This window comes from Bacillus sp. JJ1474, assembly GCF_036965225.1.
Taxonomy (GTDB): Bacteria; Bacillota; Bacilli; order Bacillales; family Cytobacillaceae; genus Cytobacillus.
Genome location: NZ_JBALPC010000149.1, coordinates 1 through 13,917, shown reverse-complemented (window position 1 = coordinate 13,917; position 13,917 = coordinate 1). Strand labels below are relative to the sequence as shown.

Annotated in this window: 9 protein-coding genes and 1 riboswitch; of the genes, 4 read left to right on the top strand and 5 right to left on the bottom strand. The window is 38.7% G+C overall.

Annotated features, from left to right (window positions below; genetic code table 11):
• Positions 1-275: 275 nt before the first annotated feature.
• Positions 276-382: riboswitch (SAM riboswitch) on the top strand.
• 136 nt (positions 383-518) lie between these two features.
• A complete protein-coding gene (locus tag V7164_RS17570; RefSeq protein WP_335354737.1) occupies positions 519-1,724 on the top strand; it encodes a homoserine dehydrogenase in 1,206 nt (401 codons plus the stop codon).
• Positions 1,725-1,923: 199 nt separating this feature from the next.
• Here V7164_RS17570 and V7164_RS17565 read toward each other — a convergent pair whose 3' ends face one another.
• On the bottom strand, positions 1,924-3,774 hold the full coding sequence (locus tag V7164_RS17565) for a helix-turn-helix domain-containing protein (protein ID WP_335354736.1): 1,851 nt from the start codon (positions 3,772-3,774) through the stop codon (positions 1,924-1,926).
• 262 nt (positions 3,775-4,036) lie between these two features.
• On the opposite strand from V7164_RS17565, the gene V7164_RS17560 reads away from it, so the two are divergent.
• The 3 genes from V7164_RS17560 (at position 4,037) to V7164_RS17550 (ending at position 7,028) form a co-directional block, all read left to right on the top strand.
• A complete protein-coding gene (locus tag V7164_RS17560; RefSeq protein ID WP_335354735.1) occupies positions 4,037-5,221 on the top strand; it encodes a M20 family metallopeptidase in 1,185 nt (394 codons plus the stop codon).
• Positions 5,222-5,349: 128 nt separating this feature from the next.
• Positions 5,350-5,550, top strand: coding sequence for a DUF3311 domain-containing protein (locus V7164_RS17555; protein WP_335345187.1), 201 nt, complete (start codon positions 5,350-5,352; stop codon positions 5,548-5,550).
• Positions 5,547-7,028: a sodium:solute symporter family protein gene (locus V7164_RS17550; RefSeq protein WP_335354734.1), complete on the top strand. Its 1,482-nt coding sequence runs from the start codon at positions 5,547-5,549 to the stop codon at positions 7,026-7,028. The genes V7164_RS17555 and V7164_RS17550 overlap by 4 nt, the downstream gene beginning before the upstream one ends.
• A 549-nt stretch (positions 7,029-7,577) precedes the next feature.
• Here V7164_RS17550 and V7164_RS17545 read toward each other — a convergent pair.
• The 4 genes from V7164_RS17545 to V7164_RS17530 all read right to left on the bottom strand — a co-directional run.
• Positions 7,578-9,572: a methyl-accepting chemotaxis protein gene (locus V7164_RS17545; RefSeq protein WP_335354733.1), complete on the bottom strand. Its 1,995-nt coding sequence runs from the start codon at positions 9,570-9,572 to the stop codon at positions 7,578-7,580.
• 661 nt (positions 9,573-10,233) lie between these two features.
• Positions 10,234-11,469 carry a M20 family metallo-hydrolase gene (locus tag V7164_RS17540; protein WP_335354732.1) on the bottom strand — a complete coding sequence of 412 codons (1,236 nt, stop codon included), beginning with the start codon at positions 11,467-11,469 and terminating at the stop codon, positions 10,234-10,236.
• 18 nt (positions 11,470-11,487) lie between these two features.
• On the bottom strand, positions 11,488-12,600 hold the full coding sequence (locus V7164_RS17535) for a mandelate racemase/muconate lactonizing enzyme family protein (protein ID WP_335354731.1): 1,113 nt from the start codon (positions 12,598-12,600) through the stop codon (positions 11,488-11,490).
• Between the two features lie 3 nt (positions 12,601-12,603).
• Positions 12,604-13,917, bottom strand: a 1,314-nt coding sequence (locus V7164_RS17530) for a hypothetical protein (RefSeq protein ID WP_335354730.1), incomplete at its 5' end; no start/stop codon positions are given.

Genomic DNA, 13,917 nt, shown 5'->3' with positions numbered 1-13,917 from the left:
TAGTGGTTGTCTGAAAAGTAGTAATCCCCTAAAAAGTAAAAATGTATTATGTTGATATATCAAAACTTTAAAAAATATAAGGGGCATTCTAAAGTCCGAAATACGATTTTCTGGATTCCCTCTTTGGTTTCTCTGCTTGGTTTTGCAGGAATAGCGGTCGTTAGTATGGATGGATTGACCGTACATCAGCAAGAGCGTAATTGCCAAAGCAACCTTTATATTGACGTAGCCCCTTGAAATCGATATGATTATTAATAATTTCATAATTGCTAATCTTCTTATCAAGAGAGGTGGAGGGACTGACCCTGCGAAGCCTCGGCAACCAGCATTCTTGTGCACGGTGCCAATTTCAGAGGAATGATCACAATTCCGAAGATGAGAAGGTGGAACGGATTTTTTATTTCATTCTTGTTTCCCCTTCTGTCTTTATATGCAGAGGGGGTTTTTTATTTTTCCATCTATGGCAATTTGCCTCATTCATAGCAAATTGACTACAAAATAACAGGAGGAATGCATACATGTCAGCCATTCATATTGCATTATTAGGATACGGCACCGTTGGGAAGGGTGTCTATCAGACTGTCCAATCACATCAGAAGAAGCTCCAAGCCCTATTTGGGAAAGAAGTGAAGATCGTTGGAATTCTTGTGAAAAATGTATATAAGCATAAGAAACCGGATGAAGATGTTCTTTTAACCGATGATTTCGAAAAAATCATTACACTTGAACAGCTTGATGTTGTGATTGATGCCATTGTAGGAAAAGACCCATGCTTTTCCTATTTGCAGCAGGCGATTAAAAGGGGCTGCCATGTGATTACGGCGAACAAGGAAATGTTTGCCCATCATGGGGGGCAATTAAAGCAGTTAGCAAGTGAAAATGGTGTTTCGCTCGGCTTTGAAGCAACGGTCGCTGGCGGGATTCCTGTAATCCAAACACTTAAGCATTTGCTAAATGTAAACAACATCGAAAAAGTTCAAGGCATTCTTAACGGAACCTCTAATTTTATTTTGACAAAAATGAGAGAAGAAAACTTACCATTTGTGTCAGCATTGAAGCTAGCACAGGAAAAAGGCTATGCCGAAGCGGATCCAACCAATGATGTAGACGGCTATGATGCCTTCTACAAAGCGGTGATCTTAAGTGAGCTTGCATTTGGGGAAGCACCGAACTGGGATGAGTCGATCAGAGAGGGAATTCGGGGAATCACACCAGAACAAATTGAAATTTTTTCATCATTAGGGTTTCGATTTAAGCATGTCGCTTCGATTGAGCGAACTGCTAGTGGAATTCTCTGCACCGTAAAGCCTGTGCTTGTGAATGAACAGCATCCCTTTTACCATGTGGAAGGTGTCCAAAATGCTGTTTCCATTGACGGGGATATTGTTGGGAATATTAGCCTTCAAGGTCCAGGGGCGGGAATGCTTCCAACAGCAAGCGCGATAATCGAAGACTTGGCACATATTAATAAAGAAAGCTCGCCTCGGGCATACACCAAACAAAAGCTAGAAGAAAATGAAGTTTCTACTCTTTCTTTTTGGGCAATCGGCGGTGATGTAAATGCCTCGATTCTGCCTACCCCTATTGAGGTGATTGAAAGAGTTCATCCGAATGTATTAATCGTTCGAGCACCTGAAGAAACCATATACGCGGTTCATTTGCCGAATGTGCATGTCTATCAAATTCTTGGGGATGTGGCGTTCAGGAGAGTGTTTGTGAGTTAGGATTTGATGATTTTTGAATTAAAACAGGAGGGACAATTTAAGCTGTTTCTCCTGGTTTTTAATTTTGAGTGATGAATGAATTTCATAATTTCAATCCCTTGTCTCCCAAGCAATTCAAGGTATGAAAAAAGGAGCACCTCCCCAAATTCTTGTATAATGTAAGTGATTAATTAAGAACATTTTTATCTTTACCCCCGCACTAACTTTCACTTATTTGATGAAGCTTATCCTTTAAGAATGGATAAAGATCGACAGCCAAATGAATGTTTAGAAATTGGTGACTATCCGAAAGGTTTGTTGAAAGTATTTCTTCGATTCTTTTTAATCGATAGGTGAGCGTATTCGTATGGACATGGATGGATTCCGCTGCTTCTTTTGCATTTTGGTTATGTTCAAAATAGGCGAAAAGCGACGGGAGTAACTCACCTTTTCGGGCTTGGTCATAAGCTATAAGCGGGCCGAGCACTTCGTTGAGGAAATCAATGAGATCCTCCTCTGAATTTTGGAAAAGAAGCCTGTGAACACCGAGGTCTTTATAACTGATGACTTCCCCTTTTTTCCCATAGCTATGAAGAATTTGAAGACATTTTGCTGCTTCCTGCATGGATTTGGATGCCTTCAATAAACTCGAATGAATTCTTCCAATCCCAATAGAAATGGTCGTTCCCCAATTTTTCAAATGAATTTCCTGCTGAAAGTTCGATATGAGCTGCTTAACCTGGTGAAGCGCATAGGTGCTCGGCACCTTTGACTGAAAGGTTAAAAGAAGAACAATTTGATCTTGACTGCCTACGGCAATCCCATTCAAATTATTATTTAAAAGCGCACGATTTGCCATTTGAACGAAATGGCGAGTAATGCTGTTTCGCTTTTGCTTGTTATCTAATTCGTCAATTCGTATAATGAGCGTCATGTAGTCAGCCATTGGGTCAAAATTCATCTGTTTTGCCTTTTGTAAAATAGAATGATTCATTTTACCAGAAAACAAAACATCAATAAATTCTTCGTTTAATCTTTCCTGTGCATCAAAAATAGCCTGTTCCTTCACCATTTCAAGAGAAATGACGGTACACGCATGCTCTAATGCGGCAACTTCCACATCGCGAATTTCTTCCAGGGATGCAATAATAAGTATGCCAAAAAGTGTGGGCTTTGCCCCAATTGGCAAGATTGTTAAAAATGGATTCTCCCTCAAATCCGTTTCTAATAAAGTGTGAACCGTTTTGAGTGAATGTATGGATTCCTGAGCCTTTTTTCTAATCAATAACAGATCATTGTTGTCAACATACTGTTCGTAAGCATAGGAAATCATTTCCCCGAGATCATCAAATAACAAAACGGGATGGCCAATCATTTCATGCAAATAGGCAATAATGGAATCTAGACCTTCTCCGTTCATTACAAGATTCGCAAGCCTTTTATGGATATCAACCGAACGGGAGAGCATTTGATTTTGTTTAGAGATCGTATCATTCAAATATTCAAGCTGCTTTACGGCTTGTTCCTGTTCACTGTAAAGATTCGCCTTCTCGATCGCAACGGCAGCTTGATGAGTAATTGCCGTTAAAAGATGAATATCTTCTGTAATAAACTCTAGCGTAGGTTCAAATGAATCCAGCGTAATGACACCGATGCATTTTTCTTTTAAAAAGATAGGAGCAGAAATAGAAGAATAGGGCAAATTTGGAATGGAATCGAGCATAAATTGAAGATTTTTTTCTGATAGATTTGCTGTTGCATTTTCCACCTCTGCTCTATTGCGAAAAATTAAACATTTCCCCGCTGAAAAAGCTAGGCCAGACATTGACTCACCAGGCTTTAGCCGTACTTTACTAATCATTTCCCCATTGACATTGCTCTCCGTTTTAGGAATTAAACGCCCTTGTGTTTCGTCATAAAGCAATAAGACTCCGCCATTAGCCGCATCAATAACGGAAACGGCTTGGACCATGATGGAATGAATAATCGTATCTATATGAAGGGATGAGTTTAAAACATTCGAAACATGAATTAATGATTGAAGCTGCCGATGAGTTAATGTTTCCTTCATAGTGCACCCTTCCCTTTTGTCGAAGTTTTTGTTATTTTACCAAATTCCATTGAAAAAATGTGTTTTTTAATAAGGATTTGGAGAGAAACGGGACTTTTTTTGTGTTTTTCATAAATTGTTTGTTAAAAATTTTGTCGAAAAGGACATACTATATTTTTTGATAAATTTTATAATTACAAATACAAGAAAGTTTATTTATACGTTTTTTTGAATTTGAGGAAGAGGACACGTCCCTCTGCATTCAGAACAGGAGTTGAAATCCATGATTTTAAATACAGATACAAATATAAATCAATTAGCAAGTGACCTAAAACAAGAAGTCATTACTTGGAGAAGATATTTGCATCATAATCCGGAACTGTCATTCCACGAAGAACAAACGGCTCAATATGTATATGAAACGTTAGAGTCATTTGGCAATTTGGAACTATCTCGTCCAACGAAAACAAGTGTGATGGCTCGCCTGATTGGTACTCAACCAGGCAAAACATTGGCGATTCGTGCAGACATGGACGCTCTTCCGATTCAAGAAGAAAATACATTTGAATTTGCTTCAAAAAATCCAGGTGTAATGCATGCTTGCGGCCATGATGGACATACGGCGATGCTGCTTGGAACAGCCAAAATTCTTTCTGGATTGCAAGACCAAATTAAAGGTGAAGTCCGCTTTTTATTCCAGCATGCAGAGGAGCTTTTCCCAGGCGGTGCTGATGAAATGGTTGAGGCTGGAGTAATGGACGGGGTTGATCTTGTTATCGGCACTCATCTTTGGTCACCGCTCGAATTCGGGAAAGTCGGCATTGTGTACGGCCCAATGATGGCTGCACCTGACACATTCTGGATTACAGTGAACGGCAGAGGCGGACATGCAGCATTGCCGCATCAGACGATTGACTCGATCGCGATCGCTGCCCAAGTAGTAACCAATCTTCAGCATATTGTCTCCCGTAATACTGACCCACTTGATAATTTAGTTATTTCGGTCACGCAGTTTATCGGCGGCACAACACATAACGTCATTCCAGGATCCGTTCAAATTTGCGGAACAGTCCGCAGTTTTGACCCAAGCCTTCGTGAATCCATTCCTGGAAAAATGGAACGCGTTGTGAAAGGAATCACAGAAGCCCATGAAGCTTCTTATGATTTCAAATATCAATTTGGCTATCGTCCAGTCATTAATCATGAAGAAGTGACAAGTGTTGTCGAAGAAACCGTTCGTGAAGTATTCGGTGAAGAGGCGATTGATATGATGAAGCCAAATATGGGAGGAGAAGATTTCTCTGCCTTCATGGAAAAAGCACCTGGCTGCTATTTCTATGTTGGGGCTGGCAACGAGGAGAAAGGCATTACGTATCCTCACCATCACGCCCGCTTTACGATCGATGAAGATGCATTGGAAATCGGCGTCAAAACATTCCTGCATGCTACATTTAAATTTTTAGGTTAAGAGTGACTGGTTATTGGACAGGTTTTGGCGTTTACCAATAACTTGTCCAAATTACTTGGCTTACTGGACAGGCTACAAGCTTTAACCCATTACCTGCCAAAATCATTTTAAGAATTGGAGGTCTAACTATGAAACTTTATCACCTGATCGCTTTTATCCCATTTATTGGGATTTTAGGCGGAATTGCTTTTGCTAATAAAGTAACACCTTATGTATTAGGGATGCCCTTCATTCTCTTTTATCTTGTTCTGTGGGTCTTTCTGACATCAGGAACGATGGCTGTCGTTTACAAGCTTGACCCTGCGAATAAAGGAGGAAAAGAATCATGAATATCGCATTAATTATTATATTCGGCTTTTTAATATTATCCATATTTCTTGGCATTCAAGCACAAAAGGGGAAAGACATGACGCTTGAACAGTGGTCTGTCGGAGGACGCGGCTTTGGTACGCTTCTCGTATTCCTGTTAATGGCTGGGGAAATTTACACAACCTTTACATTTCTAGGCGGCAGCGGCTGGGCTTACGGTAAAGGCGGCCCTGCATTTTATATCCTATCTTACGGGTGTTTAGCATATGTTATGTCTTACTTTTTACTCCCTAAAGTTTGGAAATATGCAAAAGATCATAACTTAATGTCACAATCAGACTTTTTTGTTAGCAAATATAAGAGCCCATACCTTGGTGTGTTTGTTTCCATCGTTGGCGTTGTGGCCCTCATTCCATACCTCGTTCTGCAAATTAAAGGACTTGGCATTATCGTTTCCGAAGCATCTTACGGGACCATTTCTTCGACGGCAGCCATCTGGATCGGGGTTTTATCTGTAACGGTTTACGTCATGATTTCAGGGATTCACGGATCAGCGTGGACAGCGATAATAAAAGATATTTTGGTTCTTGGTGTCGTCGTATTTCTAGGACTTTATTTACCATTCCATTATTATGGCGGGCTTCAGCCAATGTTCGAAGCAGTCGAACTTGCAAAACCGGGACATTCAATCCTTCCGGAAAGTGGATTAAGTGTTTCTTGGTTCATCTCTACTGTACTATTAACGGCACTTGGCTACTATATGTGGCCGCATAACTTCGGTGCGGTGTATTCTGCGGAAAACCAAAAAGTATTCCGCAAAAACGCCATTGTCATGCCGCTTTACCAGCTCATTTTATTATTTGTTTTCTTTGTTGGATTTGCTGCTATTTTACAAGTGAAAGGTTTAGAGGGAGCAGAAGGTGACCTTGCACTTTTAAGACTTTCTATCCAAACGTTTGATCCATGGGTAGTCGGCTTAATTGGCGCTGCTGGATTATTAACGGCCATCGTTCCGGGATCGATGATCTTAATGGCATCTGCTACGCTAATTTCCAAAAACATATACAAGGTTTTCGTTCCGAATGCAACCGACCAGCAGGTTGCCAAATTAGCAAAGAGCTTAGTTCCTGTCGTCGCCATGATCGCTCTATTTTTCACATTCCAAGGCGGAGATACACTCGTTACTATACTTTTGATGGGATACAGCTTAGTGACACAATTATTCATTCCATTAGTCTTTAGTTTAGGCAAAAAGAACTTTGTAACAAAGCAAGGAGCATTCGCAGGTATCGCAGTTGGTGTAGCTACTGTTGCCTACGTTGCCATCAGCCAAACAACCATCGGAAGCCTATTTCCTGCCTTGCCACAATTTATCCAAGACTTAAATGTAGGGGTAATTGCCTTGATTATGAACCTGATCGTTATGATTGCGGTTAGTCTTGTAACAGGATCGTCGAAGCAAGAAGTGAAACATGAGAACAGTTCTATTGCTTCCTAAGGACTAGGGGCTCTGTCCCAGTTAATCCGGGAATATCCGCATACAAAATTTAATGAATTGAAGTGTTCGAAAAATTTATCCGAATGTATTAATCGTTCGAGCACTAGAAGAAATCTTCTATGCAATTCAATTGCCGAATGTTGTCTATCGAATTCTGAGGGATTTGGCGTTTAGACTCTTTTATTCAATAAAAACCAGGAGGACGAATTTAGCAGATCCTCCTGGTTTTTGATTTTGAGTAATACCTAAATGGATACTAAAATATGAATACATATATTAATCAAGCGTTTATTTAAACTGCCTCTAGCCCTTGTGCGGCATGCGTTTGGGCTCCTTCAATCAATCGTTTGATTAACGCTATTCTTTAAGAATGGGAGACCAGTAGGAACATACATATCAATCAAACGTTTATTTAAACTCCTCTAGCCCTTGTGCGGCATGCGTTTGCGTTTGCGTCTCCTCAATCAATCGTTTAATTAAACTACATTCCAATCCTTATCATCCCATAAAAAAGAGAGACCACTCAAAGGTGATCTCCCTGTACCATATTTACACTAGCTTAAATTTAGCAACTGCTTTTTGAAGTTCATCGCTTAGTTCGGTCAATTGTTCTGCGGAATCGGCTACGGACTGAATAGCTGTGACCTGTTCATCCGTTGAGGCACTGACTTCCTCACAGGCGGCCGCTGATTGTTCAGCCATCGCAGCCATTGAATGAATGCTGTTTATAACGTCCACCTTCCCATTGGCCATATGGTCTATTTCATGATGGACACGGAAAATGGACTGTCTTAATTGCTCAACAATATCCGAAATAGAACGGAAGCTTGACTCTGTTGTCTGAACGGCATCCGCCTGCTGGGTGAAGTTTTCCTTTGTCTTGTTCATGGATTCAACAGCAAGAAGTGCTCCGCTTTGGATGGTTGTAATCGTCTTTTTCACTTCATTCGTTGCCACAACAGATTGTTCCGCTAGCTTTCTAACTTCCTCAGCAACAACAGCAAATCCCTTCCCATGTTCACCCGCTCGAGCAGCTTCAATACTAGCATTTAAAGCAAGCAGGTTTGTTTGAGAGCTAATGTCGGTAATCGTTGTGATCACTAGCTCAATTTGTTGAATTTTCCCTTCAAGATCATGAATGACTTCTTCCATTGACTCAAGGTATTGACGAGATTCTGTAAAGGAACTCTTTAAATTATTTACTTCGTGAATACCCTCTCGATTCATCTCATCTGCCTTTTCTGCTAGACCTGTCATGTCTGCAGCATGTGCACTAATTTCATTAATTTTATTGCCTAATTGGTCGGATAATTGATTAGCCGCCTCTGCCTCTTGTGCCGCAGTTGAAGCTCCCTTAGCTACTTCAGTAATAGCCGCCGCAATTTCCTCACTGGATGCATTCGTTTCCTCGGATACTGCGCTTAAGTTTTCGGCCGATGTTTTCACGTTATTCACTGAAGTGTTCACGAACATTAGGACGGATTTCATATTGCCTACCATCTGATTGAATTGCGAGCTTAACTCACCAATCTCATCTTTTGTCGTAACTGCTGCTGACACGGTTAAATCTCCGCTAGCCATACGATTAACAGCTTGTTTTAAAGAAATAATGGGCTTCGTAATCCTTGATGCCACAAAGTAAGTAATAGCACTAGCAACCCACAAAGCAAGTAAGGAGATAATAAAAATATTCATTCTAATGTGTTTAGCGCTTACTAATAGATCATCGGATGTATAGGCTGCTCCAATTTTCCAAGATGTACTTGGAATAGTGTTAAAAACAAGCAGCTTGTCTTCACCTTCATCCATATATGAAGAAACACCAGCTTCTTCTTTGTATATTTTTTTAATGTAAGGCAAATCCATTAAGTTTTCACCTTGTTTTTCCGGATGGACAATGGCTGTGCCTTCCTTAGAAAAAACAAAAGAATACCCGTTATAGCCAATTTTAGCTTCTTCAATCATTTTTGTAATATCAGTCAATTTCATATCCAGGCCAATAACGCCAACAATATCGCTGCCCTTTTTAATGGCATATGATGAAGTGACTACAAGTTCATTCGTGGCTGAATCAATATATGGCTCACTCCAAACAGCTTGACCAGCATTTTCTACCGCGAGTTTATACCAATCTCTTGAGGTTGGATCATAATCAGCCCCTAAATCAGCCTTAGGCATAATCTGCAAATCTTTCATTGGAGTAGCTACATAAATAGAAGTTACATCCTTATATTTATCTAAAAAGTTATGTAAAGCCCTGTCTAGTTCATTTTCTGCATCTACTTTTGTCTCTGTTCCAGACATCTCAAGATAATCTTCCACTTCCCTCGAATCAGCCACATATCTCATGCTCAATTCATATTGGCTCATTGCCAGTTGAAGGGAGTGTGCCATTTCGGCAACAATACTATTGGTTTGCTCAACAACATTTTTTTCTATTTGATTTTTTGTTTGATGGTCAACCAATACACTAACAGCCAATACGGTCAAAACTAAAAGAATGACAAAAAGACCAATCAGCTTCCCCTTAATAGATTTAAACATAACCCTTTCTCCCCCTGATGTAATATACATTTTCACTGTAACACATAAAATTTGCTTTACTTATAATTAAGATAGTTAAAATTTTTCAAAAAATGGGATAGGGGAAAAAGGGACTTTAGTTCCAACTCTGCGGTTAAAAACTGAGGCTATTTTAGGGGGCTTTGCTTCCCAATTTCTGATGAAAGCTTGAAAAGTAGGCTTTGTTTCCTAATTCTTGATACAATCTCGAAAATGGGGAAACATTTACTATTAAACTACTACATTTGAATAAAAATTAGGCTTTATTAAATCAAATTGAGCACTTTTTTTGGATGCCTTTATGTTTATCAGCCAATTTAAGTGGTTTGTCAGCCAATTCCACCTATTTATCAGCCAATTTAGGTAGTTTATCAGCCAAATCTACCAGTTTATCAGCCAATCCTACAGATAGCGCCCAAATTAAGCGGATACTAGCTAATTTTAGAGCTGGGTGTCTGCCAAAGTTTGTTTAAATGTTGTGATCCCATCCTACTACACATTTTCCTCCGAATGCGACATAATAAGCCAACACAAACTAATGACATTATCTTTCCTCTTAAACTAAACCTCTTTTATTTTTAAAAAATTAATAGACATCCAATGAAAAACATTGGATGTCCAGTTGACCTGCATATTTTTGTATCTAATCTATTTCCTTATCTGCCAACAATACTGCATGAAGCATGGTGTTTGCTGCTTTTTCAATATCTTCAGCAAGACTGAGTTCCTCAGGGCAGTGACTTTTTCCGTCAATACTTTTGACGAAGATCATAGCTGATTTCGTTATATCTGCTAAATGAGTGGCATCATGACCTGCCATACTAGCAAAAGTAGTATAAGGAATCTCCAATGAATCGGCTGCATGCTGCAAATATTGCACAATATCTGAATCAAAAGTACACTCTTGCTGATCTAATATGTTTTTAGATATGATTTTAACCCTTCGAGCTTCTTGAATTCTTTCAAACTCTTTATAGATTGCTTCTTTTATTGCTTTCCTCTCTTCTCTGCTTGCTGACCTTATTTCCAGAATAAAATCTACTCGGCCTGGAATGATATTTGCTGCATTCGGATGGACATTAAGCTTGCCAACTGTCGCAACAGCATCCGTATTAAAACTTCTTGTCACTTTCTCTACAGCAAGAACCATTTCACTTACTGCAGTTAAGGTATCCATCCGATCACTCATCATCGTTGTTCCTGAATGATTGGCTTCTCCAAACACTTGAATTTGATCCCGATAAATCCCTACGATTTGATTCACAACACCTACCGAAAGATCTTGTTTCTCTAACCGTTTTCCTTGTTCGATATGGAGTTCAATATAGGCAGCCAAATCTTCTCTTTTGATCTCTGAAATCTTTTCTAAATCTCCGCCGGCCTTTTTAACAGCATTAGAAAGCTGGAATCCATTTGAATCACTTGCATTCATGAGCTGAGAATATGTTAGTTTTCCAGTTAGCGCTCGGCTGCCCATTGTAGATAAATTAAAATCATTTGGCTCTTCTGCGGTAAAGGAAACAATTTGTAAATGGTGATTAAGTGAAATGTTATTTTCAAGCAATGTTTGAACGATTTCCTTTGCAACAAGAACTCCTAGAGCCCCATCAAATTTACCACCATTAGGTACAGTATCTAAATGTGAGCCAATTACAATAGTTGACGTATTTTCATTTTCTGAAGGCATCTTTGCCCAAATATTGGCGATCGTGTCCACTTGTACATGTAGACCCATCTTTTCTAGTTGATTTATAAAAACTTCTCTAACTTTATAATCAGCTTCAGAAAAGCTTGGTCTTGTGATCCCTTCTCCAGGCTTCTGTCCATATTGTGCATAGTATTCGATTTCCTGCATTAATCGCTCTATATTGATTTTCATGATACATCCAACCTTTGCTTAAGAAATTAAATCCATATTAAGTTCAATCCCTAATCCAGGTCCATCAGATACCTGCAATTTTCCATCCTTCACTAAATCTCTAGCTGCAATGGATGTAATATCATGTGTATGAAGGTAAGCACCACAAATAAAATCATTATGCCTGCTAATGACTGGAGTACTAGCAGCAACATGCATACTTGCGATTATTCCGATTCCAAGCTCTAGGTTACTTCCAATTGCACAGCTTATACCTGATGCTTCAGCAATAGCTGCTATTTTTTTAGATTGATGGATGCCTCCAACTTTACAAGTTTTTAAGTTCACTATATCTGCACATCCATATTGAATAGCAAATAATGCATCCTCAGCACTGAATACAGTTTCATCAATCATAATTGGAGTTTCGACAGTTTCTCTAATTTTCTTTAAACCTTTTAATTCTGATTTTTTAACAGGCTGCTCAACGGATTCAAGCTCTCCAGTTGTCTCCAGTTCCCTAATGACATAGATCGCATCCGTTACACTGTAGCCTTGATTAGCATCTAATCGAATTTTTACATCCTTTTTAGAATCGGTAATGGCTTTACGAATAAGCTTTACTAATTCAATATCTCTTTTTCGTTCATTACCGACCTTTATTTTGATCAATGAAAAGCCTTCTTCAATTTTTTGCAAAGCCTCATCATAGGCGCTTTGATTATCCTTAATCCCAACAACATAGGCTAAAGGGATTTCCTCACGGTATTTGCCTCCAACTAAATCATAGACTGGCTGATTAAGAGTTTTCCCCCATGCATCATGGATGGCAATATCAATGGCAGATTTCGCTGCACTTTGCCCATAGATAGCAGCGTTCATTTGTTCGTGAATCAAACTTAGTTGATTAATCTGTTTATCTATTATTGCAGGTGCTAAATAAAGATCATTCACTAATTTTATAGTCTCCGCTGTTTCACCCATAAACGCAGGTGATGGTGATGCTTCGCCATAACCGCGAATTCCATCCTCTGTAATAACCTCAACTATTGCATGCTTTCGCGTTTTTGCTGCGTAAAGAGATATTTTCCATTCATTTTCTAGAGGTACTTCAACGACATATGTGTTTACCTTTGCAATTTTGCTTAACACGATTTATTCATCTCCTAAAATAAGTTGATACAATTTTCTCGGCCTACCTTGCTGGTAAGGCTTTTCCTCCCCAGCTACTTTTATCATTTGGTGGTTAAGAAGTTTTTGAATCATTCTTTCAGCACTTCGCTTTGTCACACTATAATAATCAGCTAAAACCTCTGCGGAAAAAGCTGCATTTTCCCGTATTTGATTAAACTCAATAAACCTAGCTGCTGCTTCATTGCTGAACTCAACATTCTCGGTTAATTCCTTAAATAATTTTGAATGTACTAGTTTGCTCCTATCCCCTAAAGGCCCAATTATCTTTCTATGTTCATTCACGATATAGCAGCTGCTGCTTTCTGAATGCTTCCCTTGCATTAATGCTAATTTGGCATGCTGTTCTGCTTGATTAGCTGTTAACCCAAGTCCAAAGCCAATATTAATTGAAACATTCAACTCATTTTCAATTTCACGAATTAGAGGGAAATCCTGAAATTGATTAGTCACATAATCAAGAATTCCTCTTGTTCCGAAAATATAGAAATGATTAGATCCATTGTTTATGATGGAGGCAAATACATTGTGACCAAAATTCAGCAATAATTGATGCAGACGTAATAAGAGCTCTTGACCAAAGAAATCTCCTTTTTCTTCCACAATGCTGTCGAAGTTTTTTATTTTTATAAAGCCAACTACAATTTGAGAGCTTTGACTTATTTTTAACTGTCCGTTTACTTTTGCCTCTTCAATCGCTCTTTCTAAGTTTCGGCTAGGAATTTTCATACGTGAACATGGAATTCCTTTTTCACGGATACTTTTCTCTACTTCACCAATTGTTGTTAATACATAATCAATTTTTCCTTCTTCCCATAATTGGGTATGAAAATCGACAATACTTTCAATATCAAAATGCTGATCTTTTCCGTATCCGTACGTATAAATATTCCGGTCGATAATTTCCAATTCATTCAAAACTTCAGTAATATGATATTCATTCATAATATCAATAGACAAGCGTTGTATATTTTGATTCAGTTCATTTTTTAATCTAAAAAATGATGTGGAAACCATGAATTCATCAAACTGAACATAGACAGCTGGTATATTGACCTGCTTCAATTCCTCTTGTGCATATAGAAATGGAAGAGGACCCGTAAATAGAAAAACATTTGATCCCATTGCCTTTAGAACTAAATCTTTACTATTCTTGGCATGTTCATAAATAAAGGGGATGATTTCGATATCACTTCTTTTATGAGCATATTTTTTGATTCGATCTATGGACGATTCAAGACCAAATACGGCTATTTTTATACTCAAATTCAAAAAACT

What these genes read in the sequence shown, in the direction of transcription:
- V7164_RS17570 (WP_335354737.1), top strand. Translation starts at nt 519, where the DNA reads ATGTCAGCCATTCATATTGCATTATTAGGATACGGCACCGTTGGGAAG.
- V7164_RS17565 (WP_335354736.1), bottom strand. Translation starts at nt 3,774, where the DNA reads ATGAAGGAAACATTAACTCATCGGCAGCTTCAATCATTAATTCATGTT.
- V7164_RS17560 (WP_335354735.1), top strand. Translation starts at nt 4,037, where the DNA reads ATGATTTTAAATACAGATACAAATATAAATCAATTAGCAAGTGACCTA.
- V7164_RS17555 (WP_335345187.1), top strand. Translation starts at nt 5,350, where the DNA reads ATGAAACTTTATCACCTGATCGCTTTTATCCCATTTATTGGGATTTTA.
- V7164_RS17550 (WP_335354734.1), top strand. Translation starts at nt 5,547, where the DNA reads ATGAATATCGCATTAATTATTATATTCGGCTTTTTAATATTATCCATA.
- V7164_RS17545 (WP_335354733.1), bottom strand. Translation starts at nt 9,572, where the DNA reads ATGTTTAAATCTATTAAGGGGAAGCTGATTGGTCTTTTTGTCATTCTT.
- V7164_RS17540 (WP_335354732.1), bottom strand. Translation starts at nt 11,469, where the DNA reads ATGAAAATCAATATAGAGCGATTAATGCAGGAAATCGAATACTATGCA.